Origin of the sequence: Peribacillus cavernae (assembly GCF_003989135.1) — a bacterium.
Taxonomy (GTDB): Bacteria; Bacillota; Bacilli; order Bacillales; family DSM-1321; genus Peribacillus; species Peribacillus cavernae.
In genome coordinates, this window is record NZ_RYZZ01000001.1 from 160,937 (window position 1) to 175,816 (window position 14,880).

At 41.7% G+C, this 14,880-nt stretch carries 14 protein-coding genes and 1 pseudogene; 4 read left to right on the top strand and 11 right to left on the bottom strand.

The genetic code is table 11. The features are described from left to right. Nucleotides 1-111: 111 nt before the first annotated feature. Nucleotides 112-321, top strand: a complete 210-nt coding sequence (locus ELQ35_RS23350; protein WP_281278086.1) for an IS1096 element passenger TnpR family protein — start codon at nucleotides 112-114, stop codon at nucleotides 319-321. Between the two features lie 185 nt (nucleotides 322-506). On the opposite strand, the gene allD is transcribed toward ELQ35_RS23350, so the two are convergent. The 4 genes from allD to ELQ35_RS00855 all read right to left on the bottom strand — a co-directional run bounded on the left by allD (nucleotide 507) and on the right by ELQ35_RS00855 (nucleotide 4,512). Further along, entirely contained in the window at nucleotides 507-1,520 is a 1,014-nt protein-coding gene (gene allD, locus ELQ35_RS00840; protein ID WP_126862962.1) for an ureidoglycolate dehydrogenase, read from the bottom strand. A 97-nt stretch (nucleotides 1,521-1,617) separates the two neighbouring features. Then, nucleotides 1,618-2,541 (bottom strand): dihydrodipicolinate synthase family protein, encoded by a 924-nt coding sequence (locus ELQ35_RS00845; RefSeq protein WP_126862963.1) that lies wholly within the window; start codon nucleotides 2,539-2,541, stop codon nucleotides 1,618-1,620. Nucleotides 2,542-2,884: 343 nt separating this feature from the next. Beyond that, nucleotides 2,885-3,088: an IDEAL domain-containing protein gene (locus ELQ35_RS00850; protein WP_126862964.1), complete on the bottom strand. Its 204-nt coding sequence runs from the start codon at nucleotides 3,086-3,088 to the stop codon at nucleotides 2,885-2,887. 95 nt (nucleotides 3,089-3,183) lie between these two features. Beyond that, complete coding sequence (locus tag ELQ35_RS00855) at nucleotides 3,184-4,512, bottom strand: polysaccharide biosynthesis protein (RefSeq protein WP_126862965.1); 1,329 nt, start codon at nucleotides 4,510-4,512, stop codon at nucleotides 3,184-3,186. Nucleotides 4,513-4,597: 85 nt separating this feature from the next. Between ELQ35_RS00855 and ELQ35_RS00860 the strand changes: the two genes are divergently transcribed. Both ELQ35_RS00860 and ELQ35_RS00865 read left to right on the top strand, forming a co-directional pair. Next, nucleotides 4,598-4,921 (top strand): uracil-DNA glycosylase family protein, encoded by a 324-nt coding sequence (locus ELQ35_RS00860; RefSeq protein ID WP_126863155.1) that lies wholly within the window; start codon nucleotides 4,598-4,600, stop codon nucleotides 4,919-4,921. Between the two features lie 162 nt (nucleotides 4,922-5,083). Beyond that, complete coding sequence (locus tag ELQ35_RS00865; protein ID WP_126862966.1) at nucleotides 5,084-5,359, top strand: hypothetical protein; 276 nt, start codon at nucleotides 5,084-5,086, stop codon at nucleotides 5,357-5,359. A 555-nt stretch (nucleotides 5,360-5,914) separates the two neighbouring features. Here ELQ35_RS00865 and ELQ35_RS00870 read toward each other — a convergent pair. Further along, nucleotides 5,915-6,292 carry a YkvA family protein gene (locus ELQ35_RS00870; protein ID WP_126862967.1) on the bottom strand — a complete coding sequence of 126 codons (378 nt, stop codon included), beginning with the start codon at nucleotides 6,290-6,292 and terminating at the stop codon, nucleotides 5,915-5,917. A gap of 316 nt (nucleotides 6,293-6,608) precedes the next feature. Here ELQ35_RS00870 and ELQ35_RS00875 point away from each other — a divergent pair, with 316 nt between their 5' ends. Beyond that, nucleotides 6,609-7,811: a dicarboxylate/amino acid:cation symporter gene (locus ELQ35_RS00875; protein WP_126862968.1), complete on the top strand. Its 1,203-nt coding sequence runs from the start codon at nucleotides 6,609-6,611 to the stop codon at nucleotides 7,809-7,811. Between the two features lie 287 nt (nucleotides 7,812-8,098). Here the strand turns inward: ELQ35_RS00875 and ELQ35_RS00880 are convergent. The 6 genes and pseudogenes from ELQ35_RS00880 to ELQ35_RS00905 all read right to left on the bottom strand — a co-directional run. After that, a pseudogene (locus tag ELQ35_RS00880) lies at nucleotides 8,099-8,800 on the bottom strand (GntP family permease); the annotation flags it as partial. A gap of 108 nt (nucleotides 8,801-8,908) precedes the next feature. Continuing rightward, a complete protein-coding gene (gene gucD, locus ELQ35_RS00885; protein ID WP_126862969.1) occupies nucleotides 8,909-10,381 on the bottom strand; it encodes an alpha-ketoglutaric semialdehyde dehydrogenase GucD in 1,473 nt (490 codons plus the stop codon). Nucleotides 10,382-10,468: 87 nt separating this feature from the next. Beyond that, complete coding sequence (locus ELQ35_RS00890; RefSeq protein ID WP_126862970.1) at nucleotides 10,469-11,683, bottom strand: iron-containing alcohol dehydrogenase; 1,215 nt, start codon at nucleotides 11,681-11,683, stop codon at nucleotides 10,469-10,471. Nucleotides 11,684-11,772: 89 nt separating this feature from the next. Next, the gene (locus ELQ35_RS00895) at nucleotides 11,773-12,123 is read right to left on the bottom strand and encodes a Rieske (2Fe-2S) protein (RefSeq protein WP_126862971.1); all 351 of its coding nucleotides are present in this window, start codon (nucleotides 12,121-12,123) and stop codon (nucleotides 11,773-11,775) included. Then, a complete protein-coding gene (locus tag ELQ35_RS00900; RefSeq protein ID WP_126862972.1) occupies nucleotides 12,120-13,235 on the bottom strand; it encodes an amidohydrolase family protein in 1,116 nt (371 codons plus the stop codon). The genes ELQ35_RS00895 and ELQ35_RS00900 overlap by 4 nt, the downstream gene beginning before the upstream one ends. Nucleotides 13,236-13,455: 220 nt before the next feature. After that, nucleotides 13,456-14,763 (bottom strand): MFS transporter, encoded by a 1,308-nt coding sequence (locus ELQ35_RS00905; protein WP_126862973.1) that lies wholly within the window; start codon nucleotides 14,761-14,763, stop codon nucleotides 13,456-13,458. Between the last annotated feature and the right edge of the window lie 117 nt (nucleotides 14,764-14,880).

The following is a 14,880-nucleotide window of genomic DNA, read 5'->3' on the forward strand; positions in this document are numbered from 1 at the left end:
TCTTTTTTGATTGAAAAAAGATATTCAAGGTTATAAAATAGATAACTATTTCTGGAAAGGAGCTGCCGTCTATGAATACTGAGGATGTAATCAAACATATGTTACTAAAAGATATTAAAGAAACAGACAGAAGCAAAAACTTTCACCTGCCCTCCGGAAGATACAGGCGGAACTTATGGATATTCAATGATTGTTAATCTGCTTGAAGGCAACAGCAATAATGAAGAAATGGATGATTTTAAAGAGAGGTACGGGGATTTTGACCCAGATGAATTTGATATTGATTTAATCAATTCCCACCTAAAAAAGGTAAAAGTGTAACGCGCTACTGATAAAAATAACGTAGTTGTGCTAAATTGGGTCCAAAAGAGAGGCCTATACTATCCAATGAAGTGGCCTGACACTTATCTACCACTTTAATGAAAAGATCGATGCTTCCTGTTCAAAAGCTGCTCCGAATTGGTACAATACGGCCTCGTCAAATGGTTTCCCAAGAAATTTTCCCTTTAGGATTGAACTAAATAGTTATAGACTCTCTCTGTGACGGGGACGCCATTTTGGATATGTCCTTCTTCCCTTAATTGCTCCGGTTCTCCTGGTACCATAACACGATTAAATCCTTCTGCGGGTTGTACATCATGGATTTCGTCGATCATGCCGTCCATGTTCTCCATGAAGATGACTGGATCGGTAAACATCGCAGGATCGATTACGCAATAAAAATGCCCAAGTTTTCGCATCTCGTTGTAATCTCCATACATAGGTTTAATATGTGGGCCAAAAGCAGAACCGGTCATAATCCCTGATAGTATATCAACAACCATTGCAAGGCCATACCCTTTTGGTCCTCCAAAAGGAAGAAGCGCTGTCACTTTGTTAGGATCCGTTGACGGTTTTCCGGTTTGGTCCACCCCCCAGTTATTCGGGATTTCTTTGCCGGCTTCACGAGCATGAAGGATTTTACCTAAGGCTGCATTACTCGTAGCCATATCCAAAATAACTGGCTGATGCTTCTTTGCTGGAAAACCATATGCAATCGGATTTGTACCAAAATAAGGTTCAGCCCCACCGAAAGGAACCACCAGTTTATCTGTCTGCGTCATGGCCATGCCGATAAGATTTGCTTCCGCGGCTTGATTGACGAAGTAGGATAAAGCACCACAATGACTGCTGTTAATTACGCTGACCATCCCTATCCCATTTTTTTTCGCCAATTCAATCGCATGATCCATTGCATTCTTTGAAATAACATGGCCAAAACCATCATCTCCGTCAAAAATGGCCGTCACGGGACCGGTTTCTTTAATAGAGAAGGAAGGATAGGTATTTAATCCACCTTCTATTACACGTTTAACATAGTGTTCTGTTCGCAAAACTCCATGGGAAGTTACTCCGCGGGCATCTGCATGGACCAGGACATCCGCTACGATATTGGCATGTTCGGAAGGAACTCCGGCTTTCTGTAATTTTATCGAGCAAAGCTTTTTTAATTTCTCATATGCTACAAGGACATCTCCCATGGCTCTCTTCCTCCCTATTTCTTCTGTCTATTGACAGACTTTGATACATGCTGTGATCTATTAACGATTTTTGATTTATTAGTGCCCTAACCAATATTTATAAGCTGACACCGGATTTATCGAGCACTTGATTTATGATCTTTTTCACTTGCGCTTTCTTTTCATCGTTAAGTGGGCGGGCCGGTGCCAAAACATCTTTGGAAACTTCTATTCCCCTCTGACAAAGCGCCTCTTTAACAACACTTACAAAAGGAGAATCAAGCTTATATAATGTCGGTAACGGCGCCAATTTGCGGTGCAATTCAATCGCTTGCCCATAGTTACCTTGTTTAAAAGCTTGGTAGATTCCTGTTGAGAGTTCAGGTGCGAAATTGGCAGTTGCAGGAATTGAACCATCTCCCCCAAGCGATAATGTATTTAATAAGTGATCATCAAATCCAGAAAACACGGCAAAATCATTTATTTCAGACTTTACGGTTAGAATCATTTCTCTTGTATGCGCTACTGACTCGACAGTTTCCTTGATCCCGACGATATTTGGATATACTCTAGCTAACTTAAGAACAAATTCTGGTGACAAGTCTTGTCCGGTTAATGCTGGGAAGTTATATAAAAGAATCGGCATTTTAACATTTTCAGCAATGTCAGCATAATGCTGAAAAAGATTTTCATCTGATAACACCCAGTAATACGGATTAATGATAACAACGCCATCAGCTCCTGCCTCTTTTGCATGCAAGCTTAGTAAGATGGCTTCCTTTGTACTTGTACTTCCCGTGCCGATTAAAACAGGCAAACGCCCATTGACATACTGAATCGCAAATTCGGCGACTTCTTTTCTCAATTCCACTGACATTTGACTGAATTCACCACCAGAACCAAGAAAGAACAGCCCATCTACTTTTGAATCAATTAGAAAATCGATCAGATTTTCCATACCCTTTTCATCCAAACATCCGTCTTTATGTAAAATCGTCGATACTGGTGGAATAATTCCATGAAATTTCGTTATAGTTGACATACCCATCTCTCCTCTGGTTTTAGTTTTTAGACGATAATATATTCCACAATACGGAACACCATTCCTGTTTGATACTAAAAAATAATATCCTATCTCTTTTTTCATTTCAAAAACAATTTTCTAGAGCGGTAAGCGTTGTCATTTAAATTCTAAATCTATGATATTACAGACTTTTCACAATTGTCAATCGTAAGGAAGAGCCTGCATCATTAAATTAGTTGCTAAAAGATCCTTAAAAAACCCTTTTTCCATTGAAAAAGCCATACTTATCTTAAAAGTAAAGAAGCCCCTCCCCAAAATGGGGACAGGGCTTCCTATAATCTCAATATATCAAGTTTGTTTTTCAGTTTAAAGAAAGTTGTTTCAGTTCCTCCGTTAATTGCAGGAATTCATCCTTGTTGCGATTTTGTAAAGACTGGTCGATTTCTTTGTGGATTTGCTCTATCCGGAATTCCCGTATCGCTTTATCCAATACCATTTCAGCAAATAAAGAATCGATAATTTTTACGTAAGGTTGTTGTGGTGCATTAAGCAAATACTTTTTCATTTGAACTCAGCTCCCCTGACCTTTTTTCTATTATATGAAAGGTTGTCTGACTTTTCAAACATTTTTTACTGATATTAAGGAAATATTATTTTCCATCAGTATACGCTTTGCCTTTGTTTCGTAAACCATAGAGTAATTCCTATTTTTCGACAGATTGTAAAATAGTGCATCAATGATAGTAGAACAGCTCCCGTATTCATACCCAAAATGATGCCCACCATATGCAAGGAAGCTTGAGAACCCAAGAAATACATCATTGAAAACGAAATAATATGCGACCACACCGTATGATAAAACGCGTCTTTAACTAGGCCTACCCCGATTAAATAGGCTTGCATCGGAATCACAAAAAAATGAAACAAGAAATATGGACACAGTAGTTTCAAGTAAAGCGCAGCTTCCGGGGATGAAAAAAAGAGTGAGGTTAATGGTTCCGCAAAGATATACATAAAAAAGACCGCCGGAATTCCATAAATCATCGTCAAAGACATCGATTGCTGCAAGAGATTCCTTAGTTTTTCATGATCCTTTTTCACATAGGCATCCGAAACATTCGGAATCAACATGATCATCAACGAATGAGCAATAAAGGCAGGAAAAAAACCGATCGTCATCGCAACTCCTGTCAACACCCCAAAATGTTCAGTTGCTCCGACAGCTCCAAACCCCGCGGCCATGAGGGCAGATTGAATTAAGAATGGTTGAATCGCATTTGTTATCGCATGAAATACGCGCAAGCCTGTCGTTGGCAGCGAGACCGCGAGCAGCTTTTCGCGTGCAAGTTTCCCTGACATATTGGAATTCGAAGCGCTTCTCATTGTTTGCATATGGATGAGAAATAAGCTGACTAGATAAAGAAACACAATTAATTCACTGCCGATTAATGCACTTAGGGCAATAAGTAATGATGCTTGCTGATCGAAATGAAAATAGTCAAAAATAAGCAGAAGCACTCCAAATTGAACTGCTTTTCTAAGAAAATTAGAAAAAGCAATTTTCCCCATTTGTTGAACACCCATAAAATATCCCCTAGCAATCGATGAAAATGCAGTAATCGGTATTAAACCAATCAGTAACCATTTTACATACGGGTGAAAGCCATTTAAAACGGTTGGAAAAGCTAGAACGATAACCGTTAGTATCAAAATAATCAACACCACAAATGAAGCTAATTTCAAAGCGTGCTGCAGCAGGCTATAGTGCAGCTCTCGTTTATTTTCAGCAATGAACTTTGAAATCGAAATCGGTAACTCAAGGCTTGCAAATATGAAGACCAAGAAAATGATGGGCAATATGGACATGTAGAGTCCCATCCCTTCTTCTCCCAGTTCCCTGGCAAGTATCATATTGACAAAAAACTCTACACATTCACTAAAAAATGCAGCAATAATCAGTAAGGTGGTTCCCCTGAAAAAGGCATTCATGCTGGCTCACTCCTAATAAATCTTTTTATTAGGATATGAGACAAGCAAAAGGATTATTTTACATTTTAAAGACGGTTAGAAATTGATGGGATGGATAGTTTTAAAACGGAAACCTGTGCGCGCTTATAATAAAGACCGGGTTCGTGAAATCTGCATGACGCACCTTAACCAACAGCTTCAAGCCAAAAAACCGGCTCTCATTCTTTGTTTGGGGAATGTCGCAGTCCAATCGTTTTTCCAAAACCCCGATGCTGAGGTGAAGACATTGCGTGGTGTGTGGCATGAGGTCAATGGTTTTCCAACGGCTGTAGCTTACCATCCATTGGCCGTTAGGAGGCGTCCCAATCTGCGTTCATATTTTATGGAAGATTGGGACCAGATTGCCGAGCGCTATCACAATGGAATCTGACAAGAGCATTGGATCAGTGTTGCCATCTGGAACTACTTTCCTAATTATTAGGGAAATAAGGCTTATTCACATCTATTGATTTCATGGTAAAATTATGGTAGTAGTTGGGTTAAATACTCCGTCTTTTCGTTTACAAAATATGAACAAGCGGAGGGTAAACTGATGAGACCACAATTTAATTTTATGTCTACTGCGTCCATCTTTGCTAAAACCGCGAAAAAGAAGCCAAGGGATTCAAAGGTTAAGCCTCGAAAGCCGGAATCAAAGAAGAAAAAAGATATGAACAATACGCAGATGCTTAGCCAAAGTGTCCTGAACTTTGCAAAGGCTGCGTTTGTGATTGTCTTGACAGTTGTTTTTATTGTACTTGCCTGTTTAGGCAAGGTTGATACAGATTTTTACAACACGTTGGTGGGCTCATTCTCACCGTTTCTTTAAAAGGTCTTTGATTAACCTACTAACTATTAGCTATTAGCTTGTTGGAATATGCTTGATTTTTGGGTTTTGGAGAACCCGCAAATCAAATCCTTCGACCCAACGAACGAAAAGATGATGGGTATTTGCATATGAGGACAGCGAAATCTTATAGGTAAATAATCAAAGAAAAGGGAAGTGCCCCGCCAGGCGCTTCCTTTTTTCTTTGCGGATATAAAATTCAAAGCATTTTTTTGCTTTTTTGTGGGTATAGGTTCTCCCCCAAAACATGTAAACGTTCAATTGATTTTTAATCGAATCCAGCGATAAAAATCAATTTGCACGGTCCGCAGGTCTCGTGTGAACATAACTCCCGGATGCATGAGAACAGCTTCTGGGCAAAAGTCATGAGAACTTCCACATTTAATTTTATAAATAGTCTACTTTAATTATTATAGCACCGGCGTTAAGATTGTAAACCGGTTATAAGCCTGTTTGTTCATAAGTTATCAATTTGTAATATTGTGTTCGGAACATATGATTGGGTGTTAGGAAAATAAAGCCCTGGTGAAAATTATCCTAACCTATTTTTCCATCAACATCTGAAGTATCTACGTTATCTCCAAACCAACTACTCAATTTCAATCTGGCTTTTTCTTTTATTTCTTCGTCAATATACATAGCAACCTGAAATAATGCGATTCCTAATGCCCCTAAATCATCGGCATACCCTACTCCAACTGCGAAATCAGGAATTAAATCCAAGGGGAGAATGAAATACCCCAGCGCTCCAATAATTGTCGCCTTGGTCTTTGCAGGGACTTCCGGCTTTTGAAGGGTATAATACAAGAGCAATACAGCATAAACCACAGAGGAACCTGCTTTTTTAGCATATTTTTTAAGCTTATCCCAAAACTTAGAGTCAGAGTAATACTTCCCTGTTTCCTTCGCTTTCATCGTTTCCAGGTTGAATTCGTCATTCCCTTTCTCGATAAAGATTACCCCCTTTTGCTTATTCTACTTTTCATTTTAATAGAACTCACCATAAAATGGAACCTGCATGTACGGCATTGCTGATTAAAATGTCCGTCAATCCGTTTACAATAACCTGCTCTATCTCCACCTGTCATTATTTCATTCATGATTTCCACGCATTGGTAAACGCTATCTATTAATAAGTTTTATTTATCCTGCCAAGCAATCTGTTGGAAACATCTAGATAGCTATTATATAGTAAATCGAGAAACTTACTAAGAATTAGGAGGAAAGCAAAGTGAAACTGTCTACAAAGATCCTTGTAGGCCTTTTGTTAGGCATACTGTTTGGCGCGCTCCTTAACAAAGTTTTCCCTGAGTTGGTCGACCCAATGGATCGTTACGTCTTGTCTCCTGTTGGGGAAGCGTTTATTCGAATTATTCAATTTATTGTAGTCCCCGTGGTTTTCACCTCCCTGATTATTGGTCTAACGAGTTTGCAGGGAACTGGAAAAATTGGCCGATACGCAGGGAAGCTAATCCCATTATATATTGCTACGAGCTGCATGGCACTGGCCATTGGTATGTTCATGGCAGTGGTGTTGGAGCCAGGTAAGGGCGTGTCCATTTCCGAAACAGGAGAAACGCCTGGTAAAGTGGAGAAGAACCAATCGCTAATTGATTGGTTGGTCAGCATTGTGCCAACTAATCCGTTTGAGGCATTAAGCACCGCTAACCTGCTTCAAGTGATTATTTCCGCGATTATTATCGGTGTGGCGATGAATCTTGTCAAAGAAAAAACGAAGCCTTTTTTGGCTCTTATTGAAAGCTTTTATGCCATTATTGAAAAGGTGCTCGAGATTATTTTAAAAGCTGCACCGATCGGCGTCTTTGCCTTAATTGCATCGGTGATCGCAACGCAAGGGTTTGATACGGTTATTAAATTACTGTGGTATGTGCTTGGCTTAATAGCAGCGATTTTGCTTATGGCCGTGTTTTATTACTTGTTCCTGCTTGTTGTCAAGGCAAAGCCGAATCATTTCTTTATCAGCTTTTTACCGGCTTTCTCACTTGCATTCGGAACCGCCAGTTCGAACGCGGCACTTCCCGTTGCCATGGATAACGCTCAAAATAATTACGGGATGAAACGGGATATAACTAGCTTTGCACTGCCGTTTGGCACTGCGGTGAAAAGAGACGGCGCCGGAATTCTGCAGGGCTTCAACGCGCTGTTTATTGCCCAACTTTTTGATGTACCGATTACTGCATCCTTAATAATAGCAATTTTCGTCAGCGCTCTGCTTGTGTCATTCAGTACTGCCGGTGTGCCAGGAGCGGGTATTATCATGATGACGACCGTCCTGTCTGCAGCAGGGCTTCCCCTTGAAGGAGTCGCGATTGTCGCAGGGGTTGATCGGTTGACGGACGGTTTCCGCACAGCTTTGAATATGGTCGGAAATACGGCCAATGCCGCAATCGTCAACAAATGGGAACGATCATAAGAGAATAGCTTATTGGTACCGGCTTACTTTTGATAGTGTCATTTCAGCTGTGCTCTACCCAGTTCCCCTTTGCAACATAATTTTTTCCTTTATAAAAATAGGCTGGTGTGAAAGGCACCAGCCTATTTTTGTTGATTTATTGTAGTTTCTTTGGGTCCCAAATAAGCTTACTCCTCTGGAAAATTGTTTCAGAGACTACTGTCAAAAACGATGGACATGAAACTTCCATGCCTAAACAAGGCTATTCTATACTTTTAGATAAACGATCCTACTTCTGCTAAAATGATTTATACGATACCAGTCAGCATATAAACACCGATGATAAAGAAGGCAGCCACTGTTTTAATGATCGTTATCACAAAGATATCTTTATAGGCTTGACGATGGGTTAATCCGGTTACCGCAAGCAAAGTGATGACAGCGCCATTATGCGGCAAGGTATCCATCCCGCCGGCAGCCATCGCCATGACACGATGCATGACCTCCAATGGGATATCGAATGCATTGGCCGCTTCAATATATTTCTCCGCCATTACACCTAACACAATACTCATTCCACCAGATCCGGAACCGGTAATCCCTGACAGAACATTAGTGATCACCGCCCCATTGACTAATGGGTTGGAAAAGGTATTTGAAAGGGAGTTCTGAATGACAGTAAAGCCAGGCAGGGCGGCAATAACTCCTCCGAAGCCATACTCGGCTGCCGTGTTCATCGTGGCAAGCAAGGCACCGCTTATCCCTACATTCATGCTCGCTTGAAAATTGGTTTTTACCGCTTGGAAGTTCAGCGAAATCGCGATTAGAATACCTACGAGAAGGGCCATTTCTACGGACCAAATCGCTAGCATCTGCCCCATGTTAACGCTTCCATAATCTTTCAAACCAATGGCGGCGAAATCAAATCCATTTTCATACCATTGAGGAAGGTACGTGGTAAAAAATTTGTTCATGACACCGACCAAGACGAGTGGAAGGAAGGCAAGCCAATCCTTTGCATCGATCGCTTCTCCTGAATGATCTGTTTTCTAGATTCATAGATGAAATAGAGTCCCCGCCATACAGACGGGGATTCTATTTTAGATAGAATTAAATTATTACGCTTTTACAAATACTGTTTTGATCGAAGTAAAGAACTCGATAGCCGCCTGTCCCTGTTCACGTGAATGTGAGCTGGATTGCTTCATACCGCCAAACGGAGCTTGAAGTTCGACCCCTGCTGTTTCCGCATTCACTCTTACAAGTCCTGCTTCCATTTCATTAATGAAAGAAAACATATGGCCAATGTTTTGTGTATAGATAGATGCGCTCAGGCCAAACTCCACATCATTAGCAAGTTCCACTGCTTCTTCAAGCGTATCAACTTTAATTAGTGCAAGAACAGGTCCAAAAATTTCCTCCTGGGCAATGATCATTTCGTTCTTCACATTTTCAAATACGGTTGGCTGTACGTAGAATCCGTTTTCTGTTCCATTTTCCATGGGTCTTTCGCCACCGTATAAGAGGGTTGCTCCTTCTTTTTTTCCTTTTTCAATGTATGAGAGAACCGTATTTAATTGATTTTCGCTTGAACATGGCCCCATCCATGTTTCCCCTTGCATCCCGGATCCGACTTTTAGTTCGCTCACCTTTGCCAACAGTTTTTCCTTGAACTCATCGTATACATCTGCCTGTACGATAACACGGCTTGTAGCAGTGCATTTTTGTCCAGTCGACCGCAAGCCGCCGCTAATCGTTCCTTCAACAGCAAGATCAAGATCTGCATCACTTGCAACAATGACAGGATTCTTGCCGCCCATTTCGAGTTGGTATTTTGCTCCGCGGGCCAAAGCCCCCTGGCCAACCCGTTTACCTACCTCGTTCGATCCTGTGAACGTGATGCCGTTAATATCCGGATGTTCAATGATTCCTTGACCAATAACGCTTCCCGGACCCGTTACTATATTGACAACTCCTGCCGGCAGGCCAGCCTCATCAAAACACTCGATGATCTTAGCGGCCGTAACAGCCACTTCCTGTGCAGGCTTCAGCACAACTGCGTTTCCGTAGATAAGCGCCGGAGCCATTTTCCAAATCGGTATTGCGACCGGAAAGTTCCATGGTGCAATAACGCCGACTACACCTAGAGGAACGCGTGTTGTAAACATAAGTGCGTCACTATCTGTAGATGGAATCACGTCGCCGATTTTCCGCATCCCCTCGCCGGCATAATAGCGAAGAATAGCGACTCCACGGGCCGTTTCCCCTTTTGATTCCGCAAAAGTTTTTCCCATTTCTTTTGTCATCGATTCCGCAATCTCATCAAGGCGGCCTTCGATCTTATTGGCGACTTTATATAAATAGTCGCCTCTCGAGGCTCCTGAAAGTTTCCGCCACAGTTTTTGCGCTTGTTTTGCCGCTGAAACTGCCGCATCTAAATCCTCTCGGGAAGAAGACTGTACATAGCCGACGATTTCATTTTTGTTTGCCGGGTTGATACTGCTGCTCACCTCGTTTGTATGTGAAGTAACCCATGCTCCATTTATATAATTCATATACGTTTTTACGTTTTTTTCAATCACTTTTTGCATGTTTGATTTCCTTCCCTTCTCATTTTTATAATTTCTATTTTTACTATAGAAACAATTTTATTTCTTCTCTCTTTCTCGTACTCTAGTTCAAGCTCTCTCTAGCACTCGTATCTCTTCCGCTTTTGATGACTCTTCTAAATGGCCATTGTAGGCATTCTCGATAATAGATTGGATATCCTCCGCCTTTGTAAGCCTTGGATTGATGAAGACATTGCCGCTCCTCATCGCATCCTCGACTAATTTCGGCACAAGTTCCATTGATACTCCCAACTCCTTAATGTTGAGGGGAATATTCATCGTTTGATTCATTTCGATTACCGAATCGATCGCTTTTTCAGCCGCCTGCATCGTTGATAAGCCTGTGACATCATTTCCTAAAGCAATCGCAATATCCTTATACTTCTCCTGACATGCCGGCAGATTAAACTTCATCACAAATGGCAACAGGGCTGCGTTTGCAATACCGTGGGCTATATTAAAGACACCGCCAAGCGTATGTGAGATGGCATGGACATTCCCCAAACGCGACTGGGAAAACGCGGCCCCTGCGATCATGGATGCAACGAGCATGTTTTCCCTGCTTTCGATGTCCGTTCCGACAAAGTAGGCCTTTGTTAGATTTTCACCGATCATTTTAATCGCCTGCATCGCAAACGCCTGGCTGACAGGACTGGCAGCCTTTGAGGTATACGATTCAATCGCATGGGTCAGGGCATCCATGCCAGTTGCCGCTGTGATTCCCTGAGGCAATTGCAGGGTAAGATCAGGGTCCAGGATCGCCAGACTTGGAAATACATAGGTGCTCAGCACCCCTAATTTAAAAGAGGTATCTTTATTGGTTACAACGGTAGAATTGGTGACCTCACTGCCTGTCCCGGCTGTCGTTGGAATCGCGATGATCGGAAGAGGAGGATTCGGAATTTTTCCAACCCCTTCGTAATCCAGGATACTCCCGGCGTTTTTCGCCATTACTGCGATGGCCTTAGCGGTGTCAATGCTGCTGCCGCCTCCTACTGCCAATACCGCATCACTCTGGTACTGCTTCAGATACTCGGTCCCTTTACGAATTGTTTCCGCGGATGGATTCGGTTCTACCTCATCATATATTTCATAGGCTAGGTTCGCATCAAAAAGGGACTTTTCAATTCCCTCTAAAAGATGGGCAGCCCGGATCCCTTGATCCGTTACAATCAGTATTCTCGTAGCTCCAAGTTCCTTGATCATTTCTCCTGTTTTTTTCGAAATTCCGCTGCCAGATTCCACTCGAGTGGGCATAAAATACGTAAAAGCCGTTGATGACATAAGTTATAACTTCCTTTCTATAAAAGCTTATTTCGGAATCATATCGCTTTCTTTCCCAAGAAATTCTTTATATATGTGTAGTTCTAAGGCTACATTTGTACCATAATTCTGTTGTTTTCAATCGATACTTCATAGGTTTTCACTTTGTACTTTGGATCCCCGATGCACTTTCCATCATTTATATTGAACTCCCAACCATGCCAAGGGCAGACTAAAACTTCCCCATCCATCCCGTAAATGTATTCATGTGGTTTTGAAGGCAAGGTTGTTCCTGTAATTTTCCCTTTACACAGTTCTGCTTGTTCATGAGGGCATACATTACGGATAGCAAAATATTTCTCGCCATCATAATAAATACCGATGCTTCGTCCTCCGATTTTTAAAATCTTGCAATCTCCAATTTCAACCTCTCCGACCCCCACAGCATCATGTTTCATCATAGAGGCCCACCTTCTTTTACAAGTGGCTTACTATTTAGTTGATACAGTTCAGCTGCGTTTTCGTATGCTACACGGCGACGCAGATCCTCAGGCAGTTTATTAAGCACAAATGTTGGCGTATCATTATCCCAATGCGGATAATCTGTCGCAAACATCACAGTTTTTTCTGCCCGCATCATCCGAAACATTTGGATGAGTTCCTCATTGTTCGGCTCTTCGATAGGCTGTGTTGTAAAGCGGCAATGTTCAATAATATATTCGCTTGGTTTCTTTTTCAACCATGGAACTTCATTCCTCATACCCTTGAAATTCTTGTCCATTCTCCACATCAAATGCGGAACCCATGCTAAACCTCCTTCGACGAAAACTACTTTCAACGTTGGAAAAGTTTCAAACACGCCCTCACAAACAATACTATTTAGCTGTGACATATGATGGATTGCTAAGATATTGTGACGTTCAAAATTGGTCGTTGGAGTACCAACTGCCGAAATGGGTGGGTTAATACCGTCCCCTTCGCCACCTCCATGAAGCGCAAGAACCAAATTGTTACGTACACAAGCTTCATATATCGGATAAAAACGGCGTTGTCCAAAAGGTTCACGCGACGACACAGTACAAATTACCTGAACCACCTTTGGATGCGAGCCAAGGCGATCGATTTCTTTTGCAGCTAAAATTGGATCCTGAGTAGCCACAAGGATGGATGCAAGGAATCGATCATCCGTTGGAATCCAATGATCAAGGGTATAGTCGTTGAAGGCTGATGCCACCGCTGCTGCGTAATCCGGATTATTGTGTGCAGATACTGTAAGCAGGCTGCCAGTAAGTACCGCTTTGGATATATTGTAGCGATCTAACGCATCGACTTTCGCATATTCCGGGTCAGAACCTGGAGGAAGTCCGTTACCAGGCGATGCATCACGCCGGGACAATGGAACAGGTTTGAAAATGGTTATTGGTAATGTGGCTTCGGGTTCACTTAAACGAGGCCACCATACCCGGGGCATATATGGTTTTAAATCGTCAAAGCTTTTTAATGTTTGGTGAAAATCACAATCAATAAGTCCTTGTTTTAACGAGGATTTTGATTTTTTCGCAGATACATCCATTTTTTTACCTCCATTTTTTTTGATTTTCGGCAGGTTTTCTTCAGTTTTGTCGTTTGGTTAGTTTCCAAACTTTTGTAATTCTCTTTAGCAATCTGTGAATGGTTAGCTCTTTTATCAGACACTGACCATTCACAGATTAAAATTTAGTGAACGAAATTCACCACAAACTTGTATAGTACTGCGAACCTCGAAGTTTTTTCTGAGCAAAGCAGTTCATTTGTTATAATTCTTCAAATCTTTTCTCCCTTATCGCGGCAAGCGAAATCAGAGAAATAACACCGGCGAGGACAATGTACAAAGCGACCGGTATCCAAGAATCATTGAAAGTGTTAAGCAATGCGAGGGCTACCAATGGTGCAGTACCACCGAACACGGCAGCCCCTAGCTGATTCCCTACAGAAATACCTGTATAACGTACGTTTGTGCTAAAAATTTCTGAGAACATAGTTCCCATCACAGCCTCAATCGGTGCCCAGATGATTCCTATCGCAATAATTGTAGCGATTGTTAACCAAAAGGCCGACTTTAGGGATAGCAAGTAAAAATACGGAAAGGCGAACAAAATCGTACCAATTGTTCCAGCAATGTATAAGGGCTTTCTGCCGACTTTATCAGACAGTTTCCCCATAGCAGGAATCATAATAATAGTTACAACATTAGCAATTGCAACCGCGTTCAATACAGTTGAAACTTTATAACCAAGATAGTTAGTTGCGTAAGCGATTACAAAAGTTGCAAAGATGTAATATGGTCCTGTTTCTACAAATTTAGCACCTGCCGCGATTAACACAGATTTCCAGTGATGGCGGAAGGTTTCAACAAGTGGAATTTTGGCAATGTTTCCACTTTCTTTTGCCTCTTGAAAAGCTGGTGTTTCATCAATGCCGCTACGAATCCAAAGACCGATTAAAATCAACACAGCGCTTAGGATAAATGGGATACGCCAGCCCCATGCGAGAAATTGTTCTTCTGGTAAATTGCTAATCAACGAGATTGCAATGGTACCCAATACCATTCCGACTGGTACGCCCAGCTGCGGAATACTTCCAAAGAACCCGCGGTTCTTTTTTGTTGAGTATTCTACTGCTAATAGAACGGATCCGCCCCATTCTCCACCGATGCCAAGACCCTGGCACAAGCGCAGCGTGATCAGTAAGATAGGTGCCCATATTCCGATAGCATTGTAATCAGGCAATAAACCAATCAGGAAGGTAGCCCCACCCATCAGTGATAGCGTTAATACTAGAGTCTTCTTTCTCCCAATCTTATCGCCAATATGACTAAAAATAATTCCGCCTAACGGGCGAATAAAAAATGAAAGCCCAAACGATAAGTAGGAAAGAAGTAAACCGACTGTCGGGTCGCTGCTCGGAAAAAACAGCTTATTAAATACTAATGATGCCAATGATCCGTAAAGAAAGAAGTCAAACCACTCAATTGAGCTTCCGATCATACTTGCTAATAGTGCCCTGTTTGCTTTTTTCTTTGAAACCTCAACTGGAGCCATCGTTGGTTGAACTTGAGCCATATCGCACTTCCCTTCTGTAAAGCACTTTAACTTCTTTTTAAAAGCTTGTTAGAATTGACTTGTTTTATGAAGTACATTATACGGAAGTGCCCTTCTCCTTTTCCTGAATAACATGTA

Coding starts and splice junctions, on each gene's coding strand:
- allD (WP_126862962.1), bottom strand. CDS start 1,520: ATGGGAGATGTCCTTGTAGCATATGAGAAATTAAAAAAGCTTTGCTCG.
- ELQ35_RS00860 (WP_126863155.1), top strand. CDS start 4,598: ATGGGATGGATAGTTTTAAAACGGAAACCTGTGCGCGCTTATAATAAA.
- ELQ35_RS00855 (WP_126862965.1), bottom strand. CDS start 4,512: ATGAATGCCTTTTTCAGGGGAACCACCTTACTGATTATTGCTGCATTT.
- ELQ35_RS00870 (WP_126862967.1), bottom strand. CDS start 6,292: ATGAAAGCGAAGGAAACAGGGAAGTATTACTCTGACTCTAAGTTTTGG.
- ELQ35_RS00895 (WP_126862971.1), bottom strand. CDS start 12,123: ATGATGAAACATGATGCTGTGGGGGTCGGAGAGGTTGAAATTGGAGAT.
- ELQ35_RS00850 (WP_126862964.1), bottom strand. CDS start 3,088: ATGAAAAAGTATTTGCTTAATGCACCACAACAACCTTACGTAAAAATT.
- ELQ35_RS00890 (WP_126862970.1), bottom strand. CDS start 11,683: ATGTCATCAACGGCTTTTACGTATTTTATGCCCACTCGAGTGGAATCT.
- ELQ35_RS00865 (WP_126862966.1), top strand. CDS start 5,084: ATGAGACCACAATTTAATTTTATGTCTACTGCGTCCATCTTTGCTAAA.
- ELQ35_RS00845 (WP_126862963.1), bottom strand. CDS start 2,541: ATGTCAACTATAACGAAATTTCATGGAATTATTCCACCAGTATCGACG.
- ELQ35_RS00900 (WP_126862972.1), bottom strand. CDS start 13,235: ATGGATGTATCTGCGAAAAAATCAAAATCCTCGTTAAAACAAGGACTT.
- ELQ35_RS00905 (WP_126862973.1), bottom strand. CDS start 14,763: ATGGCTCAAGTTCAACCAACGATGGCTCCAGTTGAGGTTTCAAAGAAA.
- gucD (WP_126862969.1), bottom strand. CDS start 10,381: ATGCAAAAAGTGATTGAAAAAAACGTAAAAACGTATATGAATTATATA.